Below are 22055 nucleotides of genomic sequence, written 5' to 3' on the forward strand. Positions count from 1 at the left end.
ATGCCGCGCCATAGAAACGCCGATAACGGCTCCAGACGTCACTTTCGCGTCCGGAGCCTTTATGAAATTCAGATCGATCCAGTTTTCCGTAGCCGCCCTGGCCGGTGCCATCGTGCTCAGCGTGGTGGGCGCCCTGGTGCTGTACGCGCTGTTTGCCGGCGCGCGCACCCAGGACATGGTGCAACAGCGGACCAAGGCGCAGTTCGAACAACTCATCGAACAACGCCTCACTGCCCTGGCCCGCACCCAGGCGAGCCTGATCCAGCGGGAACTGGAAGCCCCGCTGCTGCTCGCCCGTGGCCTGGCCACCAGCAACGCCTTGATGGGCATGAACGGCACGGACGGCAACCCGCAATTGAAGGTGCCCCGCGAGCAAATGATCAGCCTGTTGCGCGAAACCGTGGTGCGCAACCCGAAGATCCTCGGTGCCTACATCGCCTGGGAACCGAACGCCATCGACCATGACGACGCCAACTATGTGAACAGCCAGGTGGTGGGCATGGAAACCAATGGGCGTTTCCTGCCGTGGTGGTTCCGTAACCAGGACGGCTCCCTGGGCCTGGAAAAACTCGCCGACGTGACCGACCAGAAACTGCTTTCCACCGGCATCCGCGCCAGTGAGTACTACCTGTGCTCGCAGGACAGCAAGAAAGCCTGCGTGATCGACCCGGCACCCTATCGCGTTGGCAGCACGATGACCATGCTCGCCTCGTTCATCGAGCCGATCATGATCGATGGCAAGTTCCAGGGCATCGTCGGCGCCGACCTGTCAGTGAACTTCATCCAGGACATGCTCGTGGCCGCCGATGGCAAGTTGTACGACGGCGCAGGGGAGATGGCCTTGCTCTCCAGCAACAATCGACTGGTGGCCTTCACCAAGGACCCGAGCAAACTCGGAGAAAAGGCCAGCGACCTGCTGGACGCCAGTGCACTGGATAATCTCGCCAAGCTGGGCCCCGGTGAAGTGCGCTATGACATCGACGAAGAACACGGGCATATCGAGGTGTACATGCCGTTCGGCATCGGCGAGACCAACGCCCGCTGGACGCTGATGTTGCAGCTGCCGCTGAACGCGGTCATGGCCGACCTGCAAGCGCTGCAAAAAGACCTCGACCATCAGCGCCAGGCCGACATCTTCGGCATGGCGATAGTCGGCCTGGTGATTGCCGGCATCGGTCTGCTGGTGATCTGGCTGGTGGGCCACGGCATTGCCCGACCGCTCAAGCAAATGGTGGCGATGCTCGATGACATCGCCCAGGGCGAAGGCGACTTGACCCGTCGCCTGGTCAGCGACCGCGCCGATGAACTGGGGGCGATCGCCAGGGGCTTCAACACCTTCCTGAGCAAGTTGCAGGGCATGATCACCCAGGTGGTGACCTCGGTGCAGAGCGTCAGCGATTCGTCGGAGCACACCGCCGATATCGCGATCCGCACCAACCAGGGCGTGCACAAGCAGATGTCGGAGATCGATCAAGTCGCCACTGCCGTGCACGAAATGACCGCCACCGCCCAGGACGTGGCCCGTAATGCGACCCAAGCCGCCCAGGCCGCCAGCCATGCAGACCAGGCTGCCAGCCAGGGCATGCAGATCGTGCGGGACACCTCCACCTCCATTGGTGCCCTGGCTGTGGAAATCGGCAAGGCGGTGGGCGTGGTACAGACCCTGGCCAAGGACAGCGAGAACATCAACGCGATCCTCACCGCCATCCGCGGAATTGCCGAGCAGACCAACCTGCTGGCCCTCAACGCGGCCATCGAAGCCGCCCGAGCCGGTGAACAGGGCCGTGGTTTCGCGGTAGTCGCCGATGAAGTGCGCAACCTGGCGCAGAAGACGCAACAGGCGACCGAAGAAATCCAGACGATGATCCAACAGTTGCAACAAGGCACCCGGGACGTGGTGCGGGTGATGGAAGACAGTCAGAACCGCACCGACGAAAGCGTGCAGCATGCGGCGAAAGCGGCCCAGGCCCTGGAAACGATCACCCAGGCCGTGTCGGTGATCAACGACATGAACACCCAGATCGCCAGCGCCGCCGAGGAACAAAGCGCCGTAGCCGACGACATCAACCGTAACGTGATCAACATTGGGCAAGTGGCGAACGAAGTCGCCAGCGGCGCCGACGAATCCAGCGCGGCCAGCGCCGGGTTGACCAAACTGGCGGAGCAGCAGCGGCGGTTGATCAATCAGTTCAGGGTCTGATCCAAAGGCCCAATCGCGAGCAAGCTCGCTCCCACAGGGGGAAGTGCACTGGAACGCCGATCTTGTGAACACCCCAAAACAACTGTGGGAGCGAGCTTGCTCGCGATAGCGTCGGATCAGCCAACATTGAAGTAACTGACACACCGCCTTCGCGAGCAAGCTCGCTCCCACAGGGGGATCGGCGGAGGAATGCCGATCTTGCGAACACAGCAGAACAACTGTGGGAGCAAAGCTTGCTCGCGATGGCGTCGTCACGGACAACAAAACCGCTATCGCGAGCAAGCTTTGCTCCCACAGACTCCCACAGGTTCAACGCAGGGTTTAGAGTTCGCCGAGGGCTTCTACCAGCGCTTGGTTCTGCTCCGGTGTGCCGATGCTGATCCGCAGGAACTGGGCAATCCTCTCCTGTTTGAAGTGCCGCACGATCACACCCTGCTCGCGCAGTTTCGCCGCCAATCCTGCCGCATCGTGTCGGGGGTGGCGGGCGAAGATGAAGTTGGCCGCCGAGGGCAGCACTTCAAAGCCCTTGGCTTGCAGTTGGGCCACGACCCATTCACGGTGCTCGATGACCAACTGGCAGGTCCGGTCGAAATGCTCACGATCATCGAACGCCGCCGCGCCGCCGACATTCGCCAGGCGATCCAGCGGGTAGGAGTTGAAGCTGTTCTTGATCCGCTCCAGCGCTTCGATCAGGTCCGGATGGCCCACCGCCAGGCCCACGCGCAGCCCCGCCAGGGAACGGGACTTGGACAGGGTCTGGGTCACCAGCAGGTTCGGATAGCGATCCACCAGGCTGATGGCCGTCTCGCCGCCGAAGTCGACATAGGCCTCGTCGACCACCACCACCGAATCCGGGCTGGCCTTGAGGATCTGCTCGACCGCTTCCAGCGCCAGCAGGCAACCGGTCGGCGCGTTCGGGTTGGGGAAAATGATCCCGCCATTGGGTTTGGCGTAGTCTGCCGGGTCGATCTGGAATTGCGCATCCAGCGGCACCGCATCGAACTGGATGCCGTACAGCCCGCAATACACCGGATAGAAGCTGTAGCTGATGTCCGGGAACAACAGCGGTTGGTCGTGTTGCAACAAACCGTGAAAAATGTGCGCCAGCACTTCATCCGAGCCGTTACCCAGGAACACCTGGTTGCTCTGCACGCCGTAATAGCGGGCCACGGCGCCTTTCAGCAGGTCGCTGTTGGGGTCCGGATACAGGCGCAGGTTGTCGTTCAGCTCGGTCTGCATCGCCGCCAGGGCCTTGGGCGACGGGCCGTAGGGGTTTTCGTTGGTGTTGAGCTTGACCAGCCGGGTCAGCTTCGGCTGTTCACCCGGCACGTAGGGCACCAGGTTCTTGACGAACGGGCTCCAGAATTTACTCATTTCAGTTCCCCTGCCCTTCAATGGATGGCTCGTCAAGAATGCGGTACTCGGCACTGCGCGCGTGGGCGCTCAGCGATTCGCCACGGGCCAGCACCGAAGCGGTCTTGCCCAGTTCGGATGCGCCCTGCTCGGAGCAGAAGATGATCGACGAACGTTTCTGGAAGTCATACACCCCCAGCGGCGACGAGAAGCGCGCGGTGCCGGAAGTCGGCAGCACGTGATTGGGGCCTGCGCAGTAGTCACCCAGGGCCTCACTGGTGTGGCGACCCATGAAGATCGCACCGGCGTGACGGATCTGCGGCAACCAGGCCTGCGGGTCGGCGACCGACAATTCCAGGTGTTCCGGCGCGATGCGGTTGGCGACTTCGATGGCCTGCTCCATGTCGCGGACCTTGATCAGCGCACCACGACCGTTGATCGAGGTGTTGATGATCTCGGCGCGGTCCATGGTCGGCAGCAGCTTGTCGATGCTGGCGGCGACCTTGTCGAGGAACTCGGCGTCCGGGCTGACCAGGATCGCCTGGGCGTCTTCGTCGTGCTCGGCCTGGGAAAACAGGTCCATGGCGATCCAGTCCGGGTCAGTCTGGCCGTCGCACACCACGAGGATTTCCGAAGGGCCGGCGATCATGTCGATGCCGACCTGGCCAAACACGTGGCGCTTGGCGGTAGCGACATAGATGTTGCCCGGCCCGACCACCTTGTCGACCCGCGGCACGCTTTCGGTGCCATAGGCCAGCGCAGCCACGGCCTGGGCACCGCCGATGGTGAACACCCGGTCCACGCCGGCGATACAGGCGGCGGCCAGCACCAGTTCGTTGATTTCACCGCGCGGGGTGGGGACGACCATGACCACTTCGGTCACGCCGGCGACCTTGGCCGGGATGGCGTTCATCAGCACCGAGGACGGATAGGACGCCTTGCCGCCCGGCACGTACAGGCCGGCGCGGTCCAGCGGCGTGACCTTCTGGCCCAGCACGGTGCCGTCGGCTTCGGTGTAGCTCCAGGAGTCCTGTTTCTGCCTTTCGTGATAGTCGCGCACCCGGGACGCGGCTTTTTCCAGGGCTTCGCGCTGGGGCACGGTGATCCGGGTCAGGGCCAGTTCCAGGCGCTCGCGCGGCAGGATCAGGTCGGCCATGGACGCCACTTGCAGGCCGTCGAACTTCTGGGTGAATTCCACCAGGGCCGCATCGCCACGCTCGCGCACAGCCTTGATGATGTCCAGCACCCGCTGATTGACCGAGTCGTCAGACACGCTTTCCCAGCTCAGCAGATGATCCAGATGATGTGCGAAATCCGGGTCGGCAGCGTTGAGACGGCGAATCGAAGTGGGAGCGGTCATAGCGAGGGCCTCATTAATGGCAAATGCTCAGGCGCCCTAAGCTACCAGTCCATTCGCGTGGGCACCTGAGAAAATTGGCTATGACACGGATAGACGGGCGCGACTCAAGGTCGCGCAGGTGAATCAGCCGCGGTGTCGCGATTCCACTGCCTTGCGCAGGGTATCGATCAGAGCCTGGATACGGGCGTGCTGCATTTTCATCGAAGCCTTGTTGACGATCAGCCGGGAGGTGATGTCAGCGATGAAGTCCTGGGGTTCCAGGCCATTGGCCCGCAGGGTGTTGCCGGTGTCGACCACGTCGATGATCTTGTCCGCCAGGCCAATCAGCGGCGCCAGCTCCATCGAACCGTACAACTTGATGATGTCGACCTGACGACCCTGCTCGGCGTAGTAACGCTTGGCAATGTTGACGAACTTGGTCGCCACGCGCAAACGCCCCTTGGGCTCCGGCGCGCCGACTTTACCGGCGGTCATCAGCTTGCAGCGGGCGATCTGCAGGTCCAGGGGCTCGTACAGGCCCTGGCCGCCGTATTCCATCAGCACGTCCTTGCCGGCAACGCCCAGGTCGGCGGCGCCATGTTCCACGTAGGTCGGCACATCGGTGGCACGCACGATCAGCAAGCGCACATCGGCCTGGGTCGTGGGGATGATCAGCTTGCGGCTCTTGTCCGGATTCTCGGTCGGCACGATGCCCGCTTCAGCCAGAAGCGGCAGGGTGTCGTCAAGGATGCGGCCCTTGGACAGTGCGATGGTCAACATGGGAAACGTCAGTCCTTATCAAGGTACTCATGCCCGGTCGCAAGCGGCGCCGGACACACATCGAGGGTGCAAACACCCTCGACCTGAAACGAAATCAACGGGCACATCCTTGTGCCTATGCAACCGGAACTAGCCCGGTACGCGGCGGATCTTGGCGCCGAGCATCTGCAGTTTTTCTTCGATGCACTCATAGCCACGGTCGATGTGGTAGATGCGATCGATCAGGGTATCGCCTTCGGCAACCAGGGCCGAGATCACCAGGCTGGCCGAGGCCCGCAGGTCGGTGGCCATCACTGGCGCGCCCTTGAGTTTCTCGGTGCCAGTAACGATGGCGGTGTTGCCTTCGACCTGAATCTTGGCGCCCATGCGGTGCAGTTCGTAGACGTGCATGAAACGGTTTTCGAAGATCGTCTCGATCACAGCGCCCGTGCCTTCGGCAATGGCGTTGAGGGAGATGAACTGCGCCTGCATGTCGGTCGGGAACGCCGGGTACGGAGCGGTCCGCACGTTGACGGCTTTTGGCCGCTTGCCGTGCATGTTCACTTCGATCCAGTCTTCGCCGCAGGTGACTTCGGCACCGGCTTCCTTGAGTTTCTCCAGGACGGCTTCAAGGATGGTCGGATCGGTGTCCTTGACCTTGACGCGGCCACCGGTGACGGCAGCGGCGACCAGGTAGGTGCCGGTTTCGATCCGATCCGGCATCACTTTGTAGGTGGCCGAATGCAGGCGCTCGACGCCATCGATGGTGATGGTGTCGGTGCCAGCGCCGCTGATCTTGGCGCCCATGGCGATCAGGAAGTTCGCCAGGTCGACCACTTCAGGCTCGCGCGCGGCGTTTTGCAGCACGCTGCGGCCCTTGGCCAGTGCGGCGGCCATCATGATGTTCTCGGTACCGGTCACGCTGACGGTATCGAAGAAGAAGTGCGCGCCGCGCAAGCCGCCTTCCGGCGCCTTGGCCTTGATGTAGCCGCCTTCGACGTCGATCACCGCGCCCATGGCTTCCAGGCCGCGAATGTGCAGGTCCACCGGACGCGAGCCAATGGCGCAACCGCCAGGCAAGGCAACTTCGGCTTCACCAAAGCGCGCGACCATCGGGCCCAGCACCAGGATCGACGCACGCATGGTTTTCACCAGTTCGTACGGGGCGATCAGGGTCTTGATGGTGCGCGGGTCGATCTCGACGCTGAGCTTCTCGTCGATCACCGGCTCAATGCCCATGCGACCGAACAGCTCGATCATCGTGGTGATGTCGTGCAGGTGCGGCAGGTTGGCCACGGTCACCGGGCCATCGCACAGCAGGGTCGCAGCCAGGATCGGCAGGGCGGAGTTCTTTGCCCCGGAAATACGGATTTCGCCATCAAGACGAACGCCGCCGGTAATAATCAGTTTATCCATAAGAATCTCGAGGCCCTTGGGCTCAGGTGCGCTCGGCCCAGGCCGCGCTGCTGAAAAATTTCATCGTGACCGCGTGGATGCTGCCATCGGCGATCCATGGGTTCAAATGGGCATAGATGCTCTGCTGACGCTTCACTGGGCTCAACGTCGCCAGTTCATCGCTGATCACGTTCAGCTGGAAGTTGCAGCCTTCGCCTTCAACTTCCACCTTCGTACCAGGCAGCTTTCCTTCTAGGAAGCTCTTCACTTCTACAGCCTGCATGCTCAACCTCAATCGGCGCCCTGTGCGCGCGGGTCGCACATCATACAAAAAAGCCCCGCGCCTGCGAACCCCGCGAAGCAGGACTCTGACGGGGGGACGTTTCCAACAATGTGGGTCAGGGGTGCGCCAACAACTCGGTCAGCTCGCTGACCTGAGCTATTTCGCGCATGTCTTCGGGCATCCCACGGATGCTCCACGTTTTGCCGGCAGCCTTGGCGTCCCGCATGAAGCACAGCAGCAGCGACAGCCCGACGCTGCTGGACTTCTGTACCGCCGAGCAGTCAATGACCACCTCGGCGGCACTGATGGACTTGATCAGCGCCCGACCCTCCTTGCGCAGGGCCGGGCCGGTGCGGTAATCCAGCACGCCACTGAGCATCAGCACGCCAGCCTCACCCAGACGAACGGCGGACTCACTCACCGACTCGATCATTGCGCCTGCTTCTCTTTGGCTTCTTCGGCCACTTCCTTGGCCTTGGCGACCTCACCGGCCCAACCGTTGATGGTCTTGTCCAGATCGTTGCCATTGCGTTGCATCGCGTCGGCGAACTGATCGCGGAACAGCTTGCCAATGTTGATGCCATTGATGATCACGTTGCGCACCTTCCACTCGTCGTTGATTTTCTCGAGTGTGTAGGAGACAGGGTAGATCGCGCCGTTGTTACCCTTGACCTGCATGTCGACGCTGGTGCGGGTGCCGCTTTCGTCCTTGGCCGGCGAAACGGTGATGCCCTGGTTGTTGTACTCAAGCAAGGCGTTGCCATAGAACTGCATCAGGCTGCGCTTGAAGTTCTCCTGGAAACGGGTCATCTGCGCCGGGCTCGCCTTGCGCGAGTACTTGACGGTCATGATGCTCCTGGAGATGCCGTCGGCGTCCACCACGGGGCCGACGATGCCGTTCAACGCGTCATAGAACGCACTTGGGTCCTGCTTGTATTTCTCTTTGTTGGCGGAAAGGTCCGCCAACAGCCGGGTCGTCGTGTCCTGGATGATGTCATGGGCCGAAGGCGCAGCCACGGCGTTAGCCATCAACGGCAGCGCGGCGAGCAGCACCAACAGGCCACGTCGCAAGATAGAGATCATTCAAAAGCTCCTCATTTGGCGTCTTTGCTAACGGTATTGAGCAGGAATTTACCAATCAGGTCCTCGAGCACCAGGGACGACTGCGTATCGTGGATGACACCACCGTCCTTGAGCACGGCGTCTTCCCCACCCACGCTGATGCCAATGTACTTCTCACCCAGCAGCCCAGCCGTGAGGATAGATGCAGTGGAATCAGTCGGCAGGTTATCCACGCGCTTTTCCAACTGCAGCGTCACCCGACCGGTGAAATCCTCGCGATTCAGATCGATTGCCGTGACCTTGCCGATAGTGACACCGGCCATGGTCACCTTTGCTCTGACCGTCAAACCGGCGATATTGTCAAAGTTGGCATAAAGTTTATAAGTATCGGTGCTTGCCGTCGGCGCCAGTCCACTGACCCGCAGGGCCAGCAGCAGCAAAGCCAGGATGCCAGCCAGCAAGAAAAGGCCGACACCGATTTCCAGGGTGCGGTTTTGCATCAGAAATCTCCAAACATCAAGGCGGTCAGAATAAAGTCGAGGCCCAGGACCGCCAGCGAGGCGTACACCACGGTCTTGGTTGTGGCACGGCTGATCCCCTCTGACGTGGGCTCACAGTCATAGCCTTGAAACACGGCGATCCAGGTCACGACGAAAGCGAATACGGCACTTTTGATCACGCCATTGAGGACATCGTCGAGGAAGTCGACGCTGTTTTGCATGTTCGACCAGTAGGAACCCTCATAGACCCCCAACCAGTCGACAGCCACCCACGAGCCGCCCCAGATCCCCACGACGCTGAAAATCATCGCCAGCACCGGCAGGGAAATGAAACCGGCCCACAGGCGCGGGGCAATGATGTACTTGAGCGGGTCGACACCGATCATTTCCAGGCTGGACAACTGCTCGGTGGACTTCATGTTACCGATTTCGGCCGTCAGCGCCGAACCGGCACGCCCGGCAAACAGCAGCGCCGTGACCACGGGGCCGAGCTCACGCAGCAGCGTCAACGCAACCATCTGCCCGACCGCCTGCTCCGAACCGTAGCTGGACAAAATGCTGAAGCCTTGCAGCGCCAGCACCATGCCAATGAAGATCCCGGAGACCACGATGATCACCAGGGACATCACGCCCACCGAGTGCAACTGCTTGACCAGCAGGCCAAAACCGCCGCCCGTCGAGTTGCGACCGAGCAAGGCGTGCATCAGGAACAGCGAGGAACGGCCCAGTACCGCCACCACATCGATGCCGGAGCGGCCAAACAGGCGAATTCTTTCCAACAGTGATTTCTTGCGCATCAGCGCTTCCCCAGCAGATCGGTACGGTAATCCGTGGCCGGGAAATGGAACGCCACCGGCCCGTCCGGATCACCCTTCATGAATTGGCGAATGCGCGGATTATCAGAATCCGCCAGTTCCTGGGGCGTGCCCTGCCCCAGCACCTGGCTATCGCCAACCACATAGATATAGTCGGCAATGCTCGCGGTTTCGGCCAGGTCGTGGGAGACCACGATGCTGGTGATGCCCAGCGCATCGTTGAGCAGGCGGATCAGGCGCACGAGCACGCCCATGGCGATCGGGTCCTGCCCGACGAAGGGCTCGTCGTACATGAGGATCTTCGGATCGAGGGCAATCGCCCGCGCCAACGCGACCCGACGCTTCATGCCGCCGGACAGCTCGTCGGGCATCAGGTCGAGGGCACCCCGCAGCCCGACGGCCTGCAACTTGAGCAGGACGATGTCGCGGATCATCTCTTCCGGCAGCTCGGTATGGACCCGCAACGGGAACGCCACGTTCTCGAACACATCAAGATCGGTAAACAGCGCGCCACTCTGGAACAGCACGCCCATGTGCTTGCGCGCATCGAACAGGTCGCTGCGAGACAACTCGGGAAGATTCTGACCATTGACCCAGACTTCGCCGGCGCTGGGGCGCAGTTGTGCCCCGATCAGCCGCAGCAGCGTGGTCTTGCCACACCCGGAAGGCCCCATGATGCCGGTGACCTTGCCGCGCGGAATGCGAATATCGATGTCATTGAAAATGCTGCGCGTCCCTCGCTTGAAGGACAGTCCCTTCAGCTCGACCGCGTAGGCGTTGTCGGCACTCATCTAAACTCCTTGCGATGCAGCCTCACATTCGAATGCCCTGGGCAGCCGACAAGCGCCGGTACCGCCGGGCACGCGAACCGGCGGCGAACTATATCACTGCAACAGCCAAGCGCCCAAGGCCAACGCCCCGCCTGTTAAGCCTGGTTTAAGGTAAAAAGCCACATTTTATGTCGAACCTTGCGGCCCCTTGAACAAAGCATGACGAACTTACGTGAGGGAATTGTTCATTGCCGCTATAATCGCCGCCTTTTCATCGGGCTATACGATTTCTGACATGAGCCAATCCAGCGACCTGATTCAATCGGCACAACGTACCATCCGCCTCGAGCTCGAAGCCGTGCAAGGCTTGCTGCCCCATATCGACGCTGATTTCGTACGCGCCTGCGAGATGATTCTGGCCAGCAAAGGCCGCGTGGTCGTGGTCGGCATGGGCAAGTCCGGGCACATCGGCAACAAGATCGCCGCGACCCTCGCCAGCACCGGCACCACGGCCTTTTTTGTTCATCCGGCCGAAGCCAGCCACGGGGACATGGGCATGATCACCCGGGACGACGTCATCCTGGCCCTGTCCAACTCCGGCTCCACCAATGAGATCATCACGCTGCTGCCGCTGATCAAGCGCCTGGGCATCCAGTTGATCAGCATGACCGGCAACCCGGACTCGCCGCTGGCCAAGGCCGCCGAAGTAAACCTCAATGTCCATGTCGAACACGAAGCCTGCCCGCTGAACCTGGCACCGACCTCCTCCACCACCGCTGCCCTGGTCATGGGCGACGCCCTGGCCGTGGCGCTGCTGGAAGCCCGGGGCTTCACCGCCGAAGATTTCGCCTTTTCCCATCCCGGTGGCGCCCTCGGCCGGCGCCTGCTGCTGAAAGTCGAAAACGTGATGCACGCTGGCCAGGAGTTGCCACAAGTGCTGCGCGGCACGCTGCTCAAGGACGCGCTCATGGAAATGACCCGCAAGGGGTTGGGCATGACTGTGGTTCTGGAGACCGACGGCAAGCTCGCCGGGATCTTCACCGACGGCGACCTGCGCCGCACCCTGGACCGCACCATCGACATCCACAGTGCGACCATCGAGCAAGTCATGACGCCCCACGGCAAGACCGCCCGCGCCGAGATGCTCGCCGCCGAGGCCCTGAAAATCATGGAAGACCACAAGATCAGCGCCCTGGTGGTCGTCGACGACGAAGACCGTCCGGTGGGTGCCCTGAACATGCACGACTTGCTGCGTGCGGGAGTCATGTAAATGAACACAGACCTGTTGCAACGCGGCCAGGCCATCAAGCTGGCGGTTTTCGATGTGGACGGAGTGCTGACCGACGGCCGCCTGTACTTCCTTGAAGACGGCAGCGAGTTCAAGACGTTCAACACCCTCGACGGCCAAGGCATCAAGATGTTGATGGCCGCCGGCGTGCAGACCGCTATCATCAGCGGCCGCAAGACCCCGGTGGTCGAGCGGCGCGCGAAGAACCTCGGCATCCCGCACCTTTACCAGGGGCGCGAAGACAAACTGGTGGTGCTGGACGAGCTTCTGGGGCAACTCAACCTAAGCTATGAACAGGTGGCCTACCTCGGTGACGACCTGCCAGACCTGCCGGTGATTCGCCGGGTCGGCCTGGGCATGGCGGTCGCCAATGCGGCCAGCTTCGTCCGTGAACACGCCCACGGTGTCACCACGGCGCGAGGCGGCGAAGGTGCGGCCCGCGAATTCTGTGAACTGATCCTGCGCGCCCAGGGCCGCCTCGAAGCGGCCAACGCCGCGTACCTGTGAGCCATATATGCTGAGCAAGAAGATTCGCACCATCGTGGTGTTCGGCTGTATCGCGGCGATTTTTGCTGCGGTGGGCTACTGGAACATCAGCCCCGAACGGTTTCTCGACCGGCCTGCGGCCCAGGTCGAGGAAAAGATCGACTGGTACGCGACCAACACGCATACCCTGCAGTACCTGCCCGACGGCAAAGTGCAGTACGAGATGACGTCCGACAAGGTCGACCACGTAAAGGCCACTGACATTACGCTGGTCACCAAGCCCGACCTGAACATGTTCCGCGGCACCGAGTTTCCGTGGCACGTGCAGAGCGAGCATGCCGAAGTCAATTCCGGCGGTACCGAAGTGGAACTGATCGACTCGGTGCGCGTCGCCCGAACCGACGAAAAAAACCGTACGACCATCATCACCAGCACGCGCATGACCGTGTTCCCACAGCAAGAATATGCGCAGACCGAGCAACCCGTTAGAATCGACGGCGCCGGGGGTGTATCGACCGGCACGGGAATGAAAGCGTATTTGAAGGAAAGCAGGATACACCTGCTATCGAACGTAAGAGGACAGTATGAAGCTCGCTAAAACCCTCCCTATTTTGCTCAGTCTGGGCGCAGCACTGGGAAGCGCGAGCGCCTGGGCTCTTCCCGATGACCGCAACCAGCCTATCCGCATCCAGGCTGACGACGCCCAACTCGACGACAAGAATGGCATCGCCACCTATAAAGGCGACGTGATCATCACCCAGGGCTCGATGAAGGTCACCGGCAATACCGTGACCATCACCCGCACCCCGTCCGGCGACATCGACGTGGTGACCTCGGTGGGCAACCTGGCTTACTTCGAGCAACTGCAAACCGCAGGCGATACCAAGCCTGTGCAGGGCTACGGGGTAACCATCCAGTACCACGCCTCCCAGGATCGCGTGGTCCTGATCGACCGTGCCAAGGTCGTCGACAAGGACAACAACGTGACCCAAGGCGAGAAAATCGTCTACGACACCAACAAGAAACTCGCCAGCGCCGGTCGCGCCACCGGCAGCAAGGTGACCGAGTCGCGTCCGCGGATCGACATGGTGATCCAACCGAAAAAGAAAACCGACGAGCAGAAGGCCCAGTAATGGCAACTCTGAAAGCTCAGCATCTGGCCAAGAGCTACAAGAGCCGTCAAGTCGTGCGTGATGTCAGCCTGTCCATCGACAGCGGCCAGATCGTCGGCCTGCTCGGCCCCAACGGCGCGGGCAAGACCACCTGCTTCTACATGATCGTCGGCCTGGTCCAGGCCGATCAGGGGCGCGTGCTGATCGACGACGTGGATGTCAGCCACCAGCCGATGCACGGCCGGGCGAAGGCCGGTATCGGCTATTTGCCGCAAGAAGCGTCGATCTTCCGCAAACTGTCGGTTGCCGACAACATCATGGCGATCCTCGAGACCCGCAAGGAACTCGACAAGGCCGGTCGTCGCCAGGAGCTGGAAAGCCTGCTGCAGGAATTCCACATCAACCACATTCGCGACAACCTGGGCATGAGCCTGTCCGGCGGTGAGCGGCGTCGCGTGGAAATCGCCCGCGCCCTGGCCACCGCACCGAAGTTCATCCTGCTCGACGAACCGTTCGCTGGCGTGGACCCGATCTCGGTAGGCGACATCAAGCAGATCATCCATCACCTCAAGGCCAAGGGGATCGGCGTGCTGATCACCGACCACAACGTGCGCGAGACGCTGGATATCTGTGAAACCGCCTACATTGTCAACGACGGCCAGCTGATCGCCGAAGGCGACTCCGCAGCCATCCTGGCCAATGACCTGGTCAAGGAAGTGTATCTGGGCCATGAGTTCCGCCTGTAAGCACAAGTGTCTGGCGAATTGTCCGAGCGTCGTTTAATTTTATTATGGCGACGCTCTAGGCAAACACTTCAGTTTCAGGCATATAATTTGCTTAAGTTTGGCGCCTCGGCGCCCTGTAGTGGATGGCGCATGTGCGCCGGCTAATAAGGTGTTAAGCCCCTGCCATGAAACCATCGCTAGTCTTGAGAATGGGCCAGCAGCTGACGATGACACCGCAGCTGCAACAGGCCATCCGCCTGCTCCAATTGTCGACCCTGGACCTGCAACAGGAAATCCAGGAGGCCCTGGAGTCCAATCCGATGCTCGAACGCCAGGAAGAAGGCGACGACTTCGACAACACCGACCCGCTGGCCGACAACGTCGAGCAGAAGACCAACACTGAAATCCCGGAACCGGCCTATCAGGAAACCGCCCCGACGGTGGACAACCTGGAGGATGGCGAATGGAACGAACGCATCCCCAACGAACTGCCCGTGGACACGGCCTGGGAAGACGTCTACCAGACCAGCGCCAGCAGCCTGCCAAGCAGCGATGACGACGAGTGGGACTTCACCACCCGCACCTCTGCTGGCGAAAGCCTGCAAAGCCACCTGCTGTGGCAGTTGAACCTGGCGCCGATGTCCGACACCGATCGCCTGATCGCCGTGACCCTGATCGACTGCATCAACAACCAGGGCTACCTGGACGAGACCCTCGAAGAAATCCTGGAAGCCTTCGACCCCGAGCTCGACATCGAGCTGGACGAGATCGAAGCCGTCCTTCATCGCATCCAGCAGTTCGAACCGGCCGGCATCGGCGCCCGCAACCTGGGCGAATGCCTGTTGCTGCAACTGCGCCAGCTGTCCGCCAAGACACCGTGGCTGGCCGAAGCCAAGCGACTGGTCACCGATTACATCGACCTGTTGGGCGGCCGCGACTACAGCCAACTGATGCGTCGCATGAAGCTCAAGGAAGATGAGCTGCGCCAGGTCATCGAACTGGTGCAGAGCCTCAACCCGCGCCCCGGCTCGCAGATCGAATCCACCGAGCCCGAATATGTGGTCCCCGACGTGATCGTGCGCAAGCACAATGATCGCTGGCTGGTGGAGCTCAACCAGGAGTCGGTGCCCAAGCTGCGGGTCAACGCCCAGTACGCCGGTTTTGTGAAGCGTGCCGACACCAGTGCCGACAACACCTTCATGCGCAACCAGTTGCAGGAAGCGCGCTGGTTCATCAAGAGCCTGCAAAGCCGCAACGAAACCCTGATGAAAGTTGCCACCCAGATCGTCGAGCATCAGCGCGGCTTCCTGGAGTACGGCGATGAAGCGATGAAACCGTTGGTCCTGCATGACATTGCCGAGGCAGTGGGCATGCACGAGTCGACGATTTCCCGGGTAACCACCCAGAAATTCATGCATACCCCACGGGGCATCTATGAATTGAAATACTTTTTCTCCAGCCACGTCAGCACCTCCGAAGGCGGCGAATGCTCGTCCACGGCCATCCGCGCGATCATCAAAAAACTGGTGGCCGCGGAAAATCAGAAAAAGCCGTTGAGTGACAGCAAGATCGCTGGTTTACTGGAGGCACAAGGCATTCAGGTGGCCCGCCGTACCGTCGCCAAATACCGCGAATCCCTCGGGATCGCGCCTTCGAGCGAACGCAAGCGGTTGATGTAACAGGCCACGCCACAGCGTTCCAGTGGCAGGCATTTCTGCCTGCCGCTTTATGCACTGGCAACGAAGGAGAAGCTGTATGCAAGTCAACATCAGTGGACACCAACTGGAAGTGACCGAACCCCTGCGCACCTACATCGGCGAAAAACTCGACCGATTGGAGAGGCATTTCGACAAGATCACCAACGTGCAAGTCACGATGAACGTCGAGAAGCTGCTGCAGAAAATCGAAGCCACGCTGCATATCCCCGGCGGAGAAGTGGTCGCCAACGCAGAGCACACAGACATGTATGCCGCGATTGACCTGCTGACCGACAAGCTGGATCGCCAACTCAAAAAGCATAAGGAAAAGACCCAGAGCCTCCTCCAGGGCGCAACCGGTCGTTAACCCCCCCAATCCATGATCCGACTAGAAACCATCCTGACCCCCGGCCGTTCCCAAGTGAACGCGCCGGGCGGCAGTAAAAAGAAAGCCCTCGAACACATTGCCAACCTGATCCACCGCGAGGTACCGGATCTGGAAATGCAGGACGTCTTCGAGGCCTTGGTTGCCCGTGAAAAACTCGGTTCCACCGGTTTTGGCAACGGCATCGCCATTCCCCACTGCCGTCTCAAGGGTTGTGCCGCACCGATCAGTGCGCTGTTGCACCTTGAAACCGCTATAGATTTCGACGCCATCGACGGCGCCCCGGTCGACCTGCTGTTTGTATTGCTGGTACCGGAAGCGGCGACCGATGCGCACCTCGAGCTGCTGCGCCAGATTGCCAGCATGCTGGACCGCAAGGAAGTGCGCGAAAAACTGCGCAGCGCACCGAGCAACGAAGCGTTGTACCAGGTTGTCCTGGACGAGCAGAACGGTCATTAAAAATGCGCATGATCATTGTCAGTGGCCGCTCCGGCTCCGGTAAAAGCACGGCCCTCAACGTGCTTGAGGACAGCGGCTACTATTGCATCGACAACCTGCCCGCCGGCCTGCTGCCGGAACTGGCCGAGCGCGCCCTGATCCATACCGAGCTCGCGCAGCCGCTGGTGGCGGTGTCCATCGATGCGCGTAACCTGCCAAGCCACCTGTCGCGTTTTCCTGAACTGCTCGAGGAAGTGCGCAGCCGGCATATCCAGTGCGACGTGCTGTACCTGGATGCCGATGAAGAGACACTGCTCAAGCGTTTTTCCGAAACCCGCCGGCGCCACCCGCTGAGCAATGCCAACCGTTCGCTAGCCGAAGCCATCGAGGATGAAAGCCAGCTACTGGGGCCGATCGCCGACCTGGCAGACCTGAAGGTCAACACCACGCACCTGAACCTGTATCAGTTGCGCGACACGATCAAGCTGCGCCTGCTCAACCAACCCGAGCCGGGCACGGCGTTCCTGGTGGAGTCGTTCGGTTTCAAGCGTGGCATGCCCGTAGACGCCGACCTGGTGTTCGATGTGCGCTGCCTGCCCAACCCTTATTGGAAACCGGAATTGCGCGCGCAGTCCGGGCTCGACCAACCGGTGATCGACTACCTGGCCGCCCAGCCGGATGTCGAGGAAATGTACCAGGACATCTCCAGCTACCTGCTCAAATGGCTGCCCCGCTTTGCCGCGAGCAACCGCGCCTATGTCACGATCGCCATCGGTTGTACCGGCGGCCATCACCGCTCCGTCTACCTGACCGAACGCCTGGGTCAACTCCTGCAACAATCCCTGAAGAACGTCCAGGTTCGCCACCGCGACCTCAGCTAAAGGATTCACATCGCGATGCCTGCTCAGGAAATTGAAATCATCAACAAGCTGGGTTTGCATGCCCGAGCGTCGGCCAAGTTCGTCGGAGTCGCAGGCCAGTTCAAGGACACCACCATCAGGGTTGGCCGCACACCCGAGACTGCGGTCGACGGTAAAAGCATCATGGCGATGATGATGCTCGCCGCTGGCAAGGGCACCAAGATCCACCTGAGCACTGAAGGGGAGCAGGCGCAAGAAGCGATGGATGCCTTGGTGGACCTGATCAACCGATATTTCGACGAAGGCGAATAACGGCCCTAAGCGCCAGGCGAGCCTGTCGCGCTGAAAGAGCTTGCTATAGCGAAGGACCTTTGTGGCGAGGGAGCTTGCTCCCGCTCGGCTGCGAAGCAGTCGTAAACCGCCCTACGCCGCATCGCCGTGATAAAACATGGGGGCCGCTTCGCAGCCCAGCGGGAGCAAGCTCCCTCGCCACAAAAGCCTCTTGCCATAAAAAGCTCACTCCCCGCAGACCTGCATCACGCCAACGCCGTGTCCAACACCATCATCAGACAAAATCCCAGCAACAGCCCCAAGCTCGCCAGCTTCTCGTGACCATTGCGGCGGGATTCTGGAATGACCTCGTGAGTCACCACCAGCAACATCGCCCCGGCCGCCAACGCGAGCCCCAGGGGCAAGAGCATCTCGGCCAGGCTCACCAACCAGGCGCACAGCAGCGCGAACACGGGCTCGACCAGCCCTGACGCCGCGCCGATCAAGAACGCCTTGGCCCGCGACATCCCCGCCGTAGCCAGCACCAGCGCGATCACCAGCCCTTCGGGTACATCCTGCAAGGCGATGCCCATCGCCAGGCTATCGGCATCCGGCATGCCGCCGCCCGCCGACACCCCCACTGCCATGCCTTCGGGGATGTTGTGAGCAATGATGGCAAACACGAACAACCAGATCCGCGGTGCAATGATCGGACGGCCCGGCGCCGCGACCAGCCTTTCGGGGCTGGCCGAAACCTTGCGGTCCACCAGATACAGCCCGAACGCGCCCAATAGAATGCCAAAACTGATGAGGCCGCTGGCTGCCCAAGGCGTCAATCCCAACTGCTCGGCTGCGGCAATGCCCGGCACGATCAGCGAAAACGCCGTGGCCGCGAGCATCACCCCGGCACCGAAGCCCAGCAGGGAATCGCTGACGGCCTGGGGCATGCGCCGGATGACCAGCACCGGCACGGCCCCCAGCGCGGTACCCAAGGCGCAGAGCCCGCCGCCCTCGAGCGCGCGCAACAACCTGGGCTCCAGATCCAGCCATGCCAGGCCCTGCGCCGCCAACAACGTCATCCCGGCCAACAGCAACAACGACCCCAAGGCATAGCGAAACATCCGTCCGCTTCCAATCGCCAGTGTTTGAGTATCCATAGTCAGCCTTGGGTTGCTTTCATGAAGGACTCGAAGCCAGCGCAGCCTGGTAGCGCCGGGCGACCGCAGGCCAGTTGATCACGTTGTAGAAGGCGCTGATGTATTCCGGACGGCGGTTCTGGTAACGCAGGTAATAGGCGTGCTCCCAGACGTCCAGGCCAAGAATCGGCGTGTTGCCCTTCATCAGCGGGCTGTCCTGGTTGCCGCTGCTTTCCACCACCAGTTTTTTTTGCGGGGTCACGCTCAACCAGGCCCAACCGCTGCCGAAACGAGTCAGCGCCGCTTTGGTGAAGGCCTCCTTGAAACCCTCGATACCGCCCAGCTGCGCTTCGATCGCCGCCGCCAGGGCGCCATCGGGCTGGCCGCCACCCCGGGGCGTCATCACTTCCCAGAACAGCGAATGGTTGGCATGACCACCGCCCTGGTTGATCACCGCGGCCTGCAGGCTTGCCGGCAACTGCTCGACACTGGACACCAGTTTTTCGACAGGCCACCCGGCGTATTCGGTGCCGTCCACCGCTGCGTTGAGGTTATTGATGTAGGTCTGGTGATGCTTGGTGTAGTGGATCTCCATGGTTTGCGCATCGATGTGCGGTTCCAGGGCGTCATAGGCGTAGGGCAATGCAGGCAAGGTAAAAGCCATGTTCAATGAACTCCATGATGAAGAGGGGCATTGCTCTGCCGGGGCGTAGCGGCATTGCAGTGCAGCAGGCGTTGGGTCCGCGGGTACTCACCGTGCTCGCTGATGAAATTCAGCAGTTCGATATAGGTCTTGTGGCTCTGACGCAACGCGGCAGTGCGCAGGGCCGGCGCCAGGCGTTCGTCCTGCATCGTCTGCAACAACCGTTGGTGGATCGCACACAAATACTCGGCGCTCTCCTCCGGCTGGTTCAGGCGCAAGTGCAGGTCCGCCAGGTTGTGATGGGAGACGACGCACGCGGCCACGGCTTCGTCGGCATCCGCCCAACGCTCGAACAGCACCTGGGCCAGCGCGAGGGCTTGCAGGTAAGCTTCGCGGGCGTCTACCAATTCGCCCAGCATGAAACAGCGATTGGCCCGTTCGATCGTACGTTTCCAGTGTTCCATGATGAGTCCTCCACACAGGTGTCGGGGTTACACGCCGCCGGCGGTGAGCTTCTCCGGGTCCAGCAGGACTTCGAGTTCGCTGCGCGTCAGGTCGGTGTGCTCCAGGGCGACATCGATGACCGGCCGACCTTGCTGGTAAGCCTTCTTGGCGATTTCAGCGGCCTTCTGGTACCCAATGATGGGATTGAGCGCGGTCACCAGGATCGGGTTGCGCGACAACGCTTCCTTGAGCCGCGCCTCGTTGACCTTGAAGGTGGCGATGGCCTTGTCCGCCAGCAAACGGCTGGCGGTGGACATCAAGGCGATGCTGCTCAGCAGGTTCTGGGCGATGATCGGCAGCATCACGTTCAATTCGAAGTTGCCCGATTGACCGGCGATAGTGATCACCGTGTCGTTGCCAATCACTTGGGCCGCCACCATCGCGGTGGCTTCAGGAATGACCGGGTTGACCTTGCCGGGCATGATCGAGGAGCCCGGTTGCAAGCCTTCGAGCTCGATCTCGCCCAGGCCCGCCAGCGGCCCGGAATTCATCCAGCGCAGGTCGTTGGCGATTTTCATCAGCGACACGGCGGTGGTCTTGAGCTGCCCGGAAACCGCTACGGCGGTGTCCTGGGAGCCAATCAGCGCGAACAGATTCTTGCCCGGGGTGAATTGCACCTGGGTCAATTGCGTCAGTTGTTGGCTGAACAGCTCGGCGAAGCGTGGATGAGCATTGACTCCCGTGCCGACCGCCGTACCGCCCTGGGCCAGGGATTGCAGGCTCGGCAGCACATCCTGCAAGTGGCCGATATTGGCCTTGAGCTGCTGCGCCCAACCGTCGAGCACCTGGCTCAGGCGCACCGGCATGGCATCCATCAGATGGGTACGACCCGTCTTGATGAATGGGTGGACCTCCTCGGCCTTGCGCTCGATCACCTGCACCAGGTGCAACAGCGCCGGCAGCAGTTGCTCATGCAAGGCCAGCGCCGCGCTGACATGAATGCTGGTGGGAATGATGTCGTTGCTGCTCTGGCCGCAATTGACGTGGTCGTTCGGATTGACCGCTTCCCCCAGCAGACGACTGGCGAGGGTGGCGATCACTTCGTTGGCGTTCATGTTGGAGCTGGTGCCGGAGCCGGTCTGGAAGATATCCACTGGGAAATGGTCCATGAAACGGCCCTCGAGCAGCCCCAGGGACGCATCGACGATGGCCTTGCCCTGGGCCGCGCTGATCTGTTCCAGCTCTACGTTGGCCCGGGCGGCGGCAGCCTTGGCCAGGATCAGGGCGCGGATGAACTGCGCCGGCATACGCTGGTCGCTGACCGGAAAGTTATCCACTGCGCGCTGGGTCTGGGCGCCATAGAGGGCATCCACCGGGACTTGCAGCTCGCCCATGCTGTCGCGTTCGATACGGGTATTACTCATCGGGAGATCCTTGCACCAGTTCAATAAGAGGAATCGACGGCTCCAGGGCGCAGGTCGCCAGCGCCCAGGCATGGCTCTGCCAGCGCTTGAGGCGGCAGCGACACAGTGATTGTTGTTCGAGCTCACGCAGGGGGCGCCAGGCCTGGTCGAGGCAGAGATTGCGCCAATGCCAGGGCAGCGCGACATCCGAGGCGGTGTCGAGCAGCAGCCGGAACGCGGTCTCGGCGATCATCCATGGCGAAGTGGCAGTGCAGCAGGCCAGATAGCGGCCCTCGGCCAGGTAGTGCTCGATCAACCGCGGCTCGTCCGGGTTCATCGCGCAACGGATCTGGCGGCTCATCCAGCGCCAGCTTTCAAGGTAGGGTTGTTCGTGCAGGGCAGAACTCATGACCGGGGCTCACTCGGTAAATGAGATTCATTATTAGATGATAATAAGAAGCAACACAACCATGAGCCGTGACAAATTCTTTTGTGGCGAGGGAGCTTGCTCCCACTGGGCCGCGAAGCGACCCCAAAATCTTACGGTCGCTGCGCAACCGAGCGGGAGCAAGCTCTCATCAAACAAAATCCATCCCCTTGTTCTTAAAGCTTTTTTAAGCCGCAACCAATCGGACACCCAACTTTGTAGCCTTGCGCTGCAAAGCTCTAAGCTGACGATCACGGCTTTTAGC

At 61.3% G+C, this 22055-nt stretch carries 27 protein-coding genes and 1 pseudogene; 12 read left to right on the forward strand and 16 right to left on the reverse strand.

The annotated features are described in order from the left end of the window. Positions 1 to 1141 precede the first annotated feature (1141 nt). Together AB4Z20_RS16005 and AB4Z20_RS16010 are read left to right on the forward strand one after the other, a co-directional pair. Positions 1142 to 1342, forward strand: a pseudogene (locus AB4Z20_RS16005) (HAMP domain-containing protein); the annotation flags it as partial. A 114-nt stretch (positions 1343 to 1456) separates the two neighbouring features. After that, on the forward strand, positions 1457 to 2200 hold the full coding sequence (locus AB4Z20_RS16010) for a methyl-accepting chemotaxis protein (protein ID WP_375538592.1): 744 nt from the start codon (positions 1457 to 1459) through the stop codon (positions 2198 to 2200). 321 nt (positions 2201 to 2521) lie between these two features. Here the strand turns inward: AB4Z20_RS16010 and hisC are convergent, their stop codons facing one another. From hisC to AB4Z20_RS16060, 10 genes are all read right to left on the reverse strand, one after another. Continuing rightward, positions 2522 to 3574, reverse strand: coding sequence for a histidinol-phosphate transaminase (hisC, locus tag AB4Z20_RS16015; protein WP_253471649.1), 1053 nt, complete (start codon positions 3572 to 3574; stop codon positions 2522 to 2524). Between the two features lies 1 nt (position 3575). Then, complete coding sequence (gene hisD, locus AB4Z20_RS16020) at positions 3576 to 4913, reverse strand: histidinol dehydrogenase (RefSeq protein ID WP_212797519.1); 1338 nt, start codon at positions 4911 to 4913, stop codon at positions 3576 to 3578. Between the two features lie 123 nt (positions 4914 to 5036). Further along, positions 5037 to 5672, reverse strand: coding sequence for an ATP phosphoribosyltransferase (gene hisG / locus AB4Z20_RS16025; RefSeq protein ID WP_003197870.1), 636 nt, complete (start codon positions 5670 to 5672; stop codon positions 5037 to 5039). A 129-nt stretch (positions 5673 to 5801) separates the two neighbouring features. Continuing rightward, positions 5802 to 7067, reverse strand: coding sequence for a UDP-N-acetylglucosamine 1-carboxyvinyltransferase (murA, locus tag AB4Z20_RS16030; RefSeq protein WP_018614024.1), 1266 nt, complete (start codon positions 7065 to 7067; stop codon positions 5802 to 5804). Between the two features lie 22 nt (positions 7068 to 7089). Next, positions 7090 to 7329: a BolA family protein gene (locus AB4Z20_RS16035; protein ID WP_018614022.1), complete on the reverse strand. Its 240-nt coding sequence runs from the start codon at positions 7327 to 7329 to the stop codon at positions 7090 to 7092. A gap of 115 nt (positions 7330 to 7444) precedes the next feature. After that, positions 7445 to 7750 carry an STAS domain-containing protein gene (locus AB4Z20_RS16040; protein WP_253471647.1) on the reverse strand — a complete coding sequence of 102 codons (306 nt, stop codon included), beginning with the start codon at positions 7748 to 7750 and terminating at the stop codon, positions 7445 to 7447. 8 nt (positions 7751 to 7758) lie between these two features. Next, the gene (locus AB4Z20_RS16045) at positions 7759 to 8412 is read right to left on the reverse strand and encodes an MlaC/ttg2D family ABC transporter substrate-binding protein (RefSeq protein WP_214511258.1); all 654 of its coding nucleotides are present in this window, start codon (positions 8410 to 8412) and stop codon (positions 7759 to 7761) included. A gap of 11 nt (positions 8413 to 8423) precedes the next feature. Continuing rightward, complete coding sequence (gene mlaD / locus AB4Z20_RS16050) at positions 8424 to 8891, reverse strand: outer membrane lipid asymmetry maintenance protein MlaD (RefSeq protein ID WP_053118499.1); 468 nt, start codon at positions 8889 to 8891, stop codon at positions 8424 to 8426. After that, positions 8891 to 9688: a lipid asymmetry maintenance ABC transporter permease subunit MlaE gene (gene mlaE / locus AB4Z20_RS16055; protein ID WP_046063856.1), complete on the reverse strand. Its 798-nt coding sequence runs from the start codon at positions 9686 to 9688 to the stop codon at positions 8891 to 8893. The genes mlaD and mlaE overlap by 1 nt, the downstream gene beginning before the upstream one ends. Further along, a complete protein-coding gene (locus AB4Z20_RS16060) occupies positions 9688 to 10497 on the reverse strand; it encodes an ATP-binding cassette domain-containing protein (protein ID WP_003197859.1) in 810 nt (269 codons plus the stop codon). The genes mlaE and AB4Z20_RS16060 overlap by 1 nt, the downstream gene beginning before the upstream one ends. A 274-nt stretch (positions 10498 to 10771) precedes the next feature. Between AB4Z20_RS16060 and AB4Z20_RS16065 the strand changes: the two genes are divergently transcribed. From AB4Z20_RS16065 to AB4Z20_RS16110, 10 genes are all read left to right on the forward strand, one after another. Continuing rightward, complete coding sequence (locus tag AB4Z20_RS16065) at positions 10772 to 11746, forward strand: KpsF/GutQ family sugar-phosphate isomerase (RefSeq protein ID WP_018614011.1); 975 nt, start codon at positions 10772 to 10774, stop codon at positions 11744 to 11746. Beyond that, positions 11747 to 12271 carry a KdsC family phosphatase gene (locus tag AB4Z20_RS16070; RefSeq protein ID WP_014336638.1) on the forward strand — a complete coding sequence of 175 codons (525 nt, stop codon included), beginning with the start codon at positions 11747 to 11749 and terminating at the stop codon, positions 12269 to 12271. It abuts the gene before it with no gap. 7 nt (positions 12272 to 12278) lie between these two features. Then, positions 12279 to 12848, forward strand: coding sequence for an LPS export ABC transporter periplasmic protein LptC (gene lptC, locus AB4Z20_RS16075; protein WP_072346983.1), 570 nt, complete (start codon positions 12279 to 12281; stop codon positions 12846 to 12848). Next, positions 12835 to 13383 (forward strand): lipopolysaccharide transport periplasmic protein LptA, encoded by a 549-nt coding sequence (gene lptA / locus AB4Z20_RS16080; RefSeq protein WP_214511257.1) that lies wholly within the window; start codon positions 12835 to 12837, stop codon positions 13381 to 13383. The genes lptC and lptA overlap by 14 nt, the downstream gene beginning before the upstream one ends. Continuing rightward, positions 13383 to 14108: an LPS export ABC transporter ATP-binding protein gene (gene lptB / locus AB4Z20_RS16085; RefSeq protein ID WP_214511256.1), complete on the forward strand. Its 726-nt coding sequence runs from the start codon at positions 13383 to 13385 to the stop codon at positions 14106 to 14108. Before lptA ends, lptB begins: the two co-directional genes overlap by 1 nt. A gap of 164 nt (positions 14109 to 14272) precedes the next feature. Further along, a complete protein-coding gene (locus AB4Z20_RS16090) occupies positions 14273 to 15766 on the forward strand; it encodes an RNA polymerase factor sigma-54 (RefSeq protein WP_003197849.1) in 1494 nt (497 codons plus the stop codon). 76 nt (positions 15767 to 15842) lie between these two features. Further along, positions 15843 to 16151 carry a ribosome hibernation-promoting factor, HPF/YfiA family gene (hpf, locus tag AB4Z20_RS16095; RefSeq protein ID WP_003178005.1) on the forward strand — a complete coding sequence of 103 codons (309 nt, stop codon included), beginning with the start codon at positions 15843 to 15845 and terminating at the stop codon, positions 16149 to 16151. A 12-nt stretch (positions 16152 to 16163) separates the two neighbouring features. Continuing rightward, a complete protein-coding gene (gene ptsN, locus AB4Z20_RS16100) occupies positions 16164 to 16628 on the forward strand; it encodes a PTS IIA-like nitrogen regulatory protein PtsN (RefSeq protein WP_003197847.1) in 465 nt (154 codons plus the stop codon). Between the two features lie 2 nt (positions 16629 to 16630). Further along, positions 16631 to 17488, forward strand: coding sequence for an RNase adapter RapZ (gene rapZ, locus AB4Z20_RS16105; protein WP_003197845.1), 858 nt, complete (start codon positions 16631 to 16633; stop codon positions 17486 to 17488). Positions 17489 to 17503: 15 nt separating this feature from the next. Beyond that, positions 17504 to 17779, forward strand: a complete 276-nt coding sequence (locus tag AB4Z20_RS16110) for an HPr family phosphocarrier protein (protein WP_212797529.1) — start codon at positions 17504 to 17506, stop codon at positions 17777 to 17779. A gap of 224 nt (positions 17780 to 18003) precedes the next feature. On the opposite strand, the gene AB4Z20_RS16115 is transcribed toward AB4Z20_RS16110, so the two are convergent. The 6 genes from AB4Z20_RS16115 to AB4Z20_RS16140 form a co-directional block, all read right to left on the reverse strand. Further along, positions 18004 to 18894 carry a ZIP family metal transporter gene (locus AB4Z20_RS16115; protein WP_253471642.1) on the reverse strand — a complete coding sequence of 297 codons (891 nt, stop codon included), beginning with the start codon at positions 18892 to 18894 and terminating at the stop codon, positions 18004 to 18006. A gap of 19 nt (positions 18895 to 18913) precedes the next feature. After that, positions 18914 to 19537 (reverse strand): superoxide dismutase, encoded by a 624-nt coding sequence (locus AB4Z20_RS16120; protein WP_442090223.1) that lies wholly within the window; start codon positions 19535 to 19537, stop codon positions 18914 to 18916. A gap of 2 nt (positions 19538 to 19539) precedes the next feature. Further along, on the reverse strand, positions 19540 to 19980 hold the full coding sequence (locus AB4Z20_RS16125; protein WP_442090224.1) for a hypothetical protein: 441 nt from the start codon (positions 19978 to 19980) through the stop codon (positions 19540 to 19542). Between the two features lie 27 nt (positions 19981 to 20007). Next, positions 20008 to 21384 carry a class II fumarate hydratase gene (locus tag AB4Z20_RS16130; protein ID WP_253471634.1) on the reverse strand — a complete coding sequence of 459 codons (1377 nt, stop codon included), beginning with the start codon at positions 21382 to 21384 and terminating at the stop codon, positions 20008 to 20010. After that, a complete protein-coding gene (locus AB4Z20_RS16135; RefSeq protein WP_214511250.1) occupies positions 21377 to 21772 on the reverse strand; it encodes a FagA protein in 396 nt (131 codons plus the stop codon). Before AB4Z20_RS16135 ends, AB4Z20_RS16130 begins: the two co-directional genes overlap by 8 nt. Positions 21773 to 21805: 33 nt before the next feature. Further along, a partial coding sequence (locus AB4Z20_RS16140) for a hypothetical protein (protein ID WP_442090225.1) occupies positions 21806 to 22055 on the reverse strand: 250 nt, incomplete at its 5' end.

Source organism: Pseudomonas sp. KB_12 (assembly GCF_052114545.1).
GTDB classification, from domain to species: domain Bacteria; phylum Pseudomonadota; class Gammaproteobacteria; order Pseudomonadales; family Pseudomonadaceae; genus Aquipseudomonas; species Aquipseudomonas brassicacearum.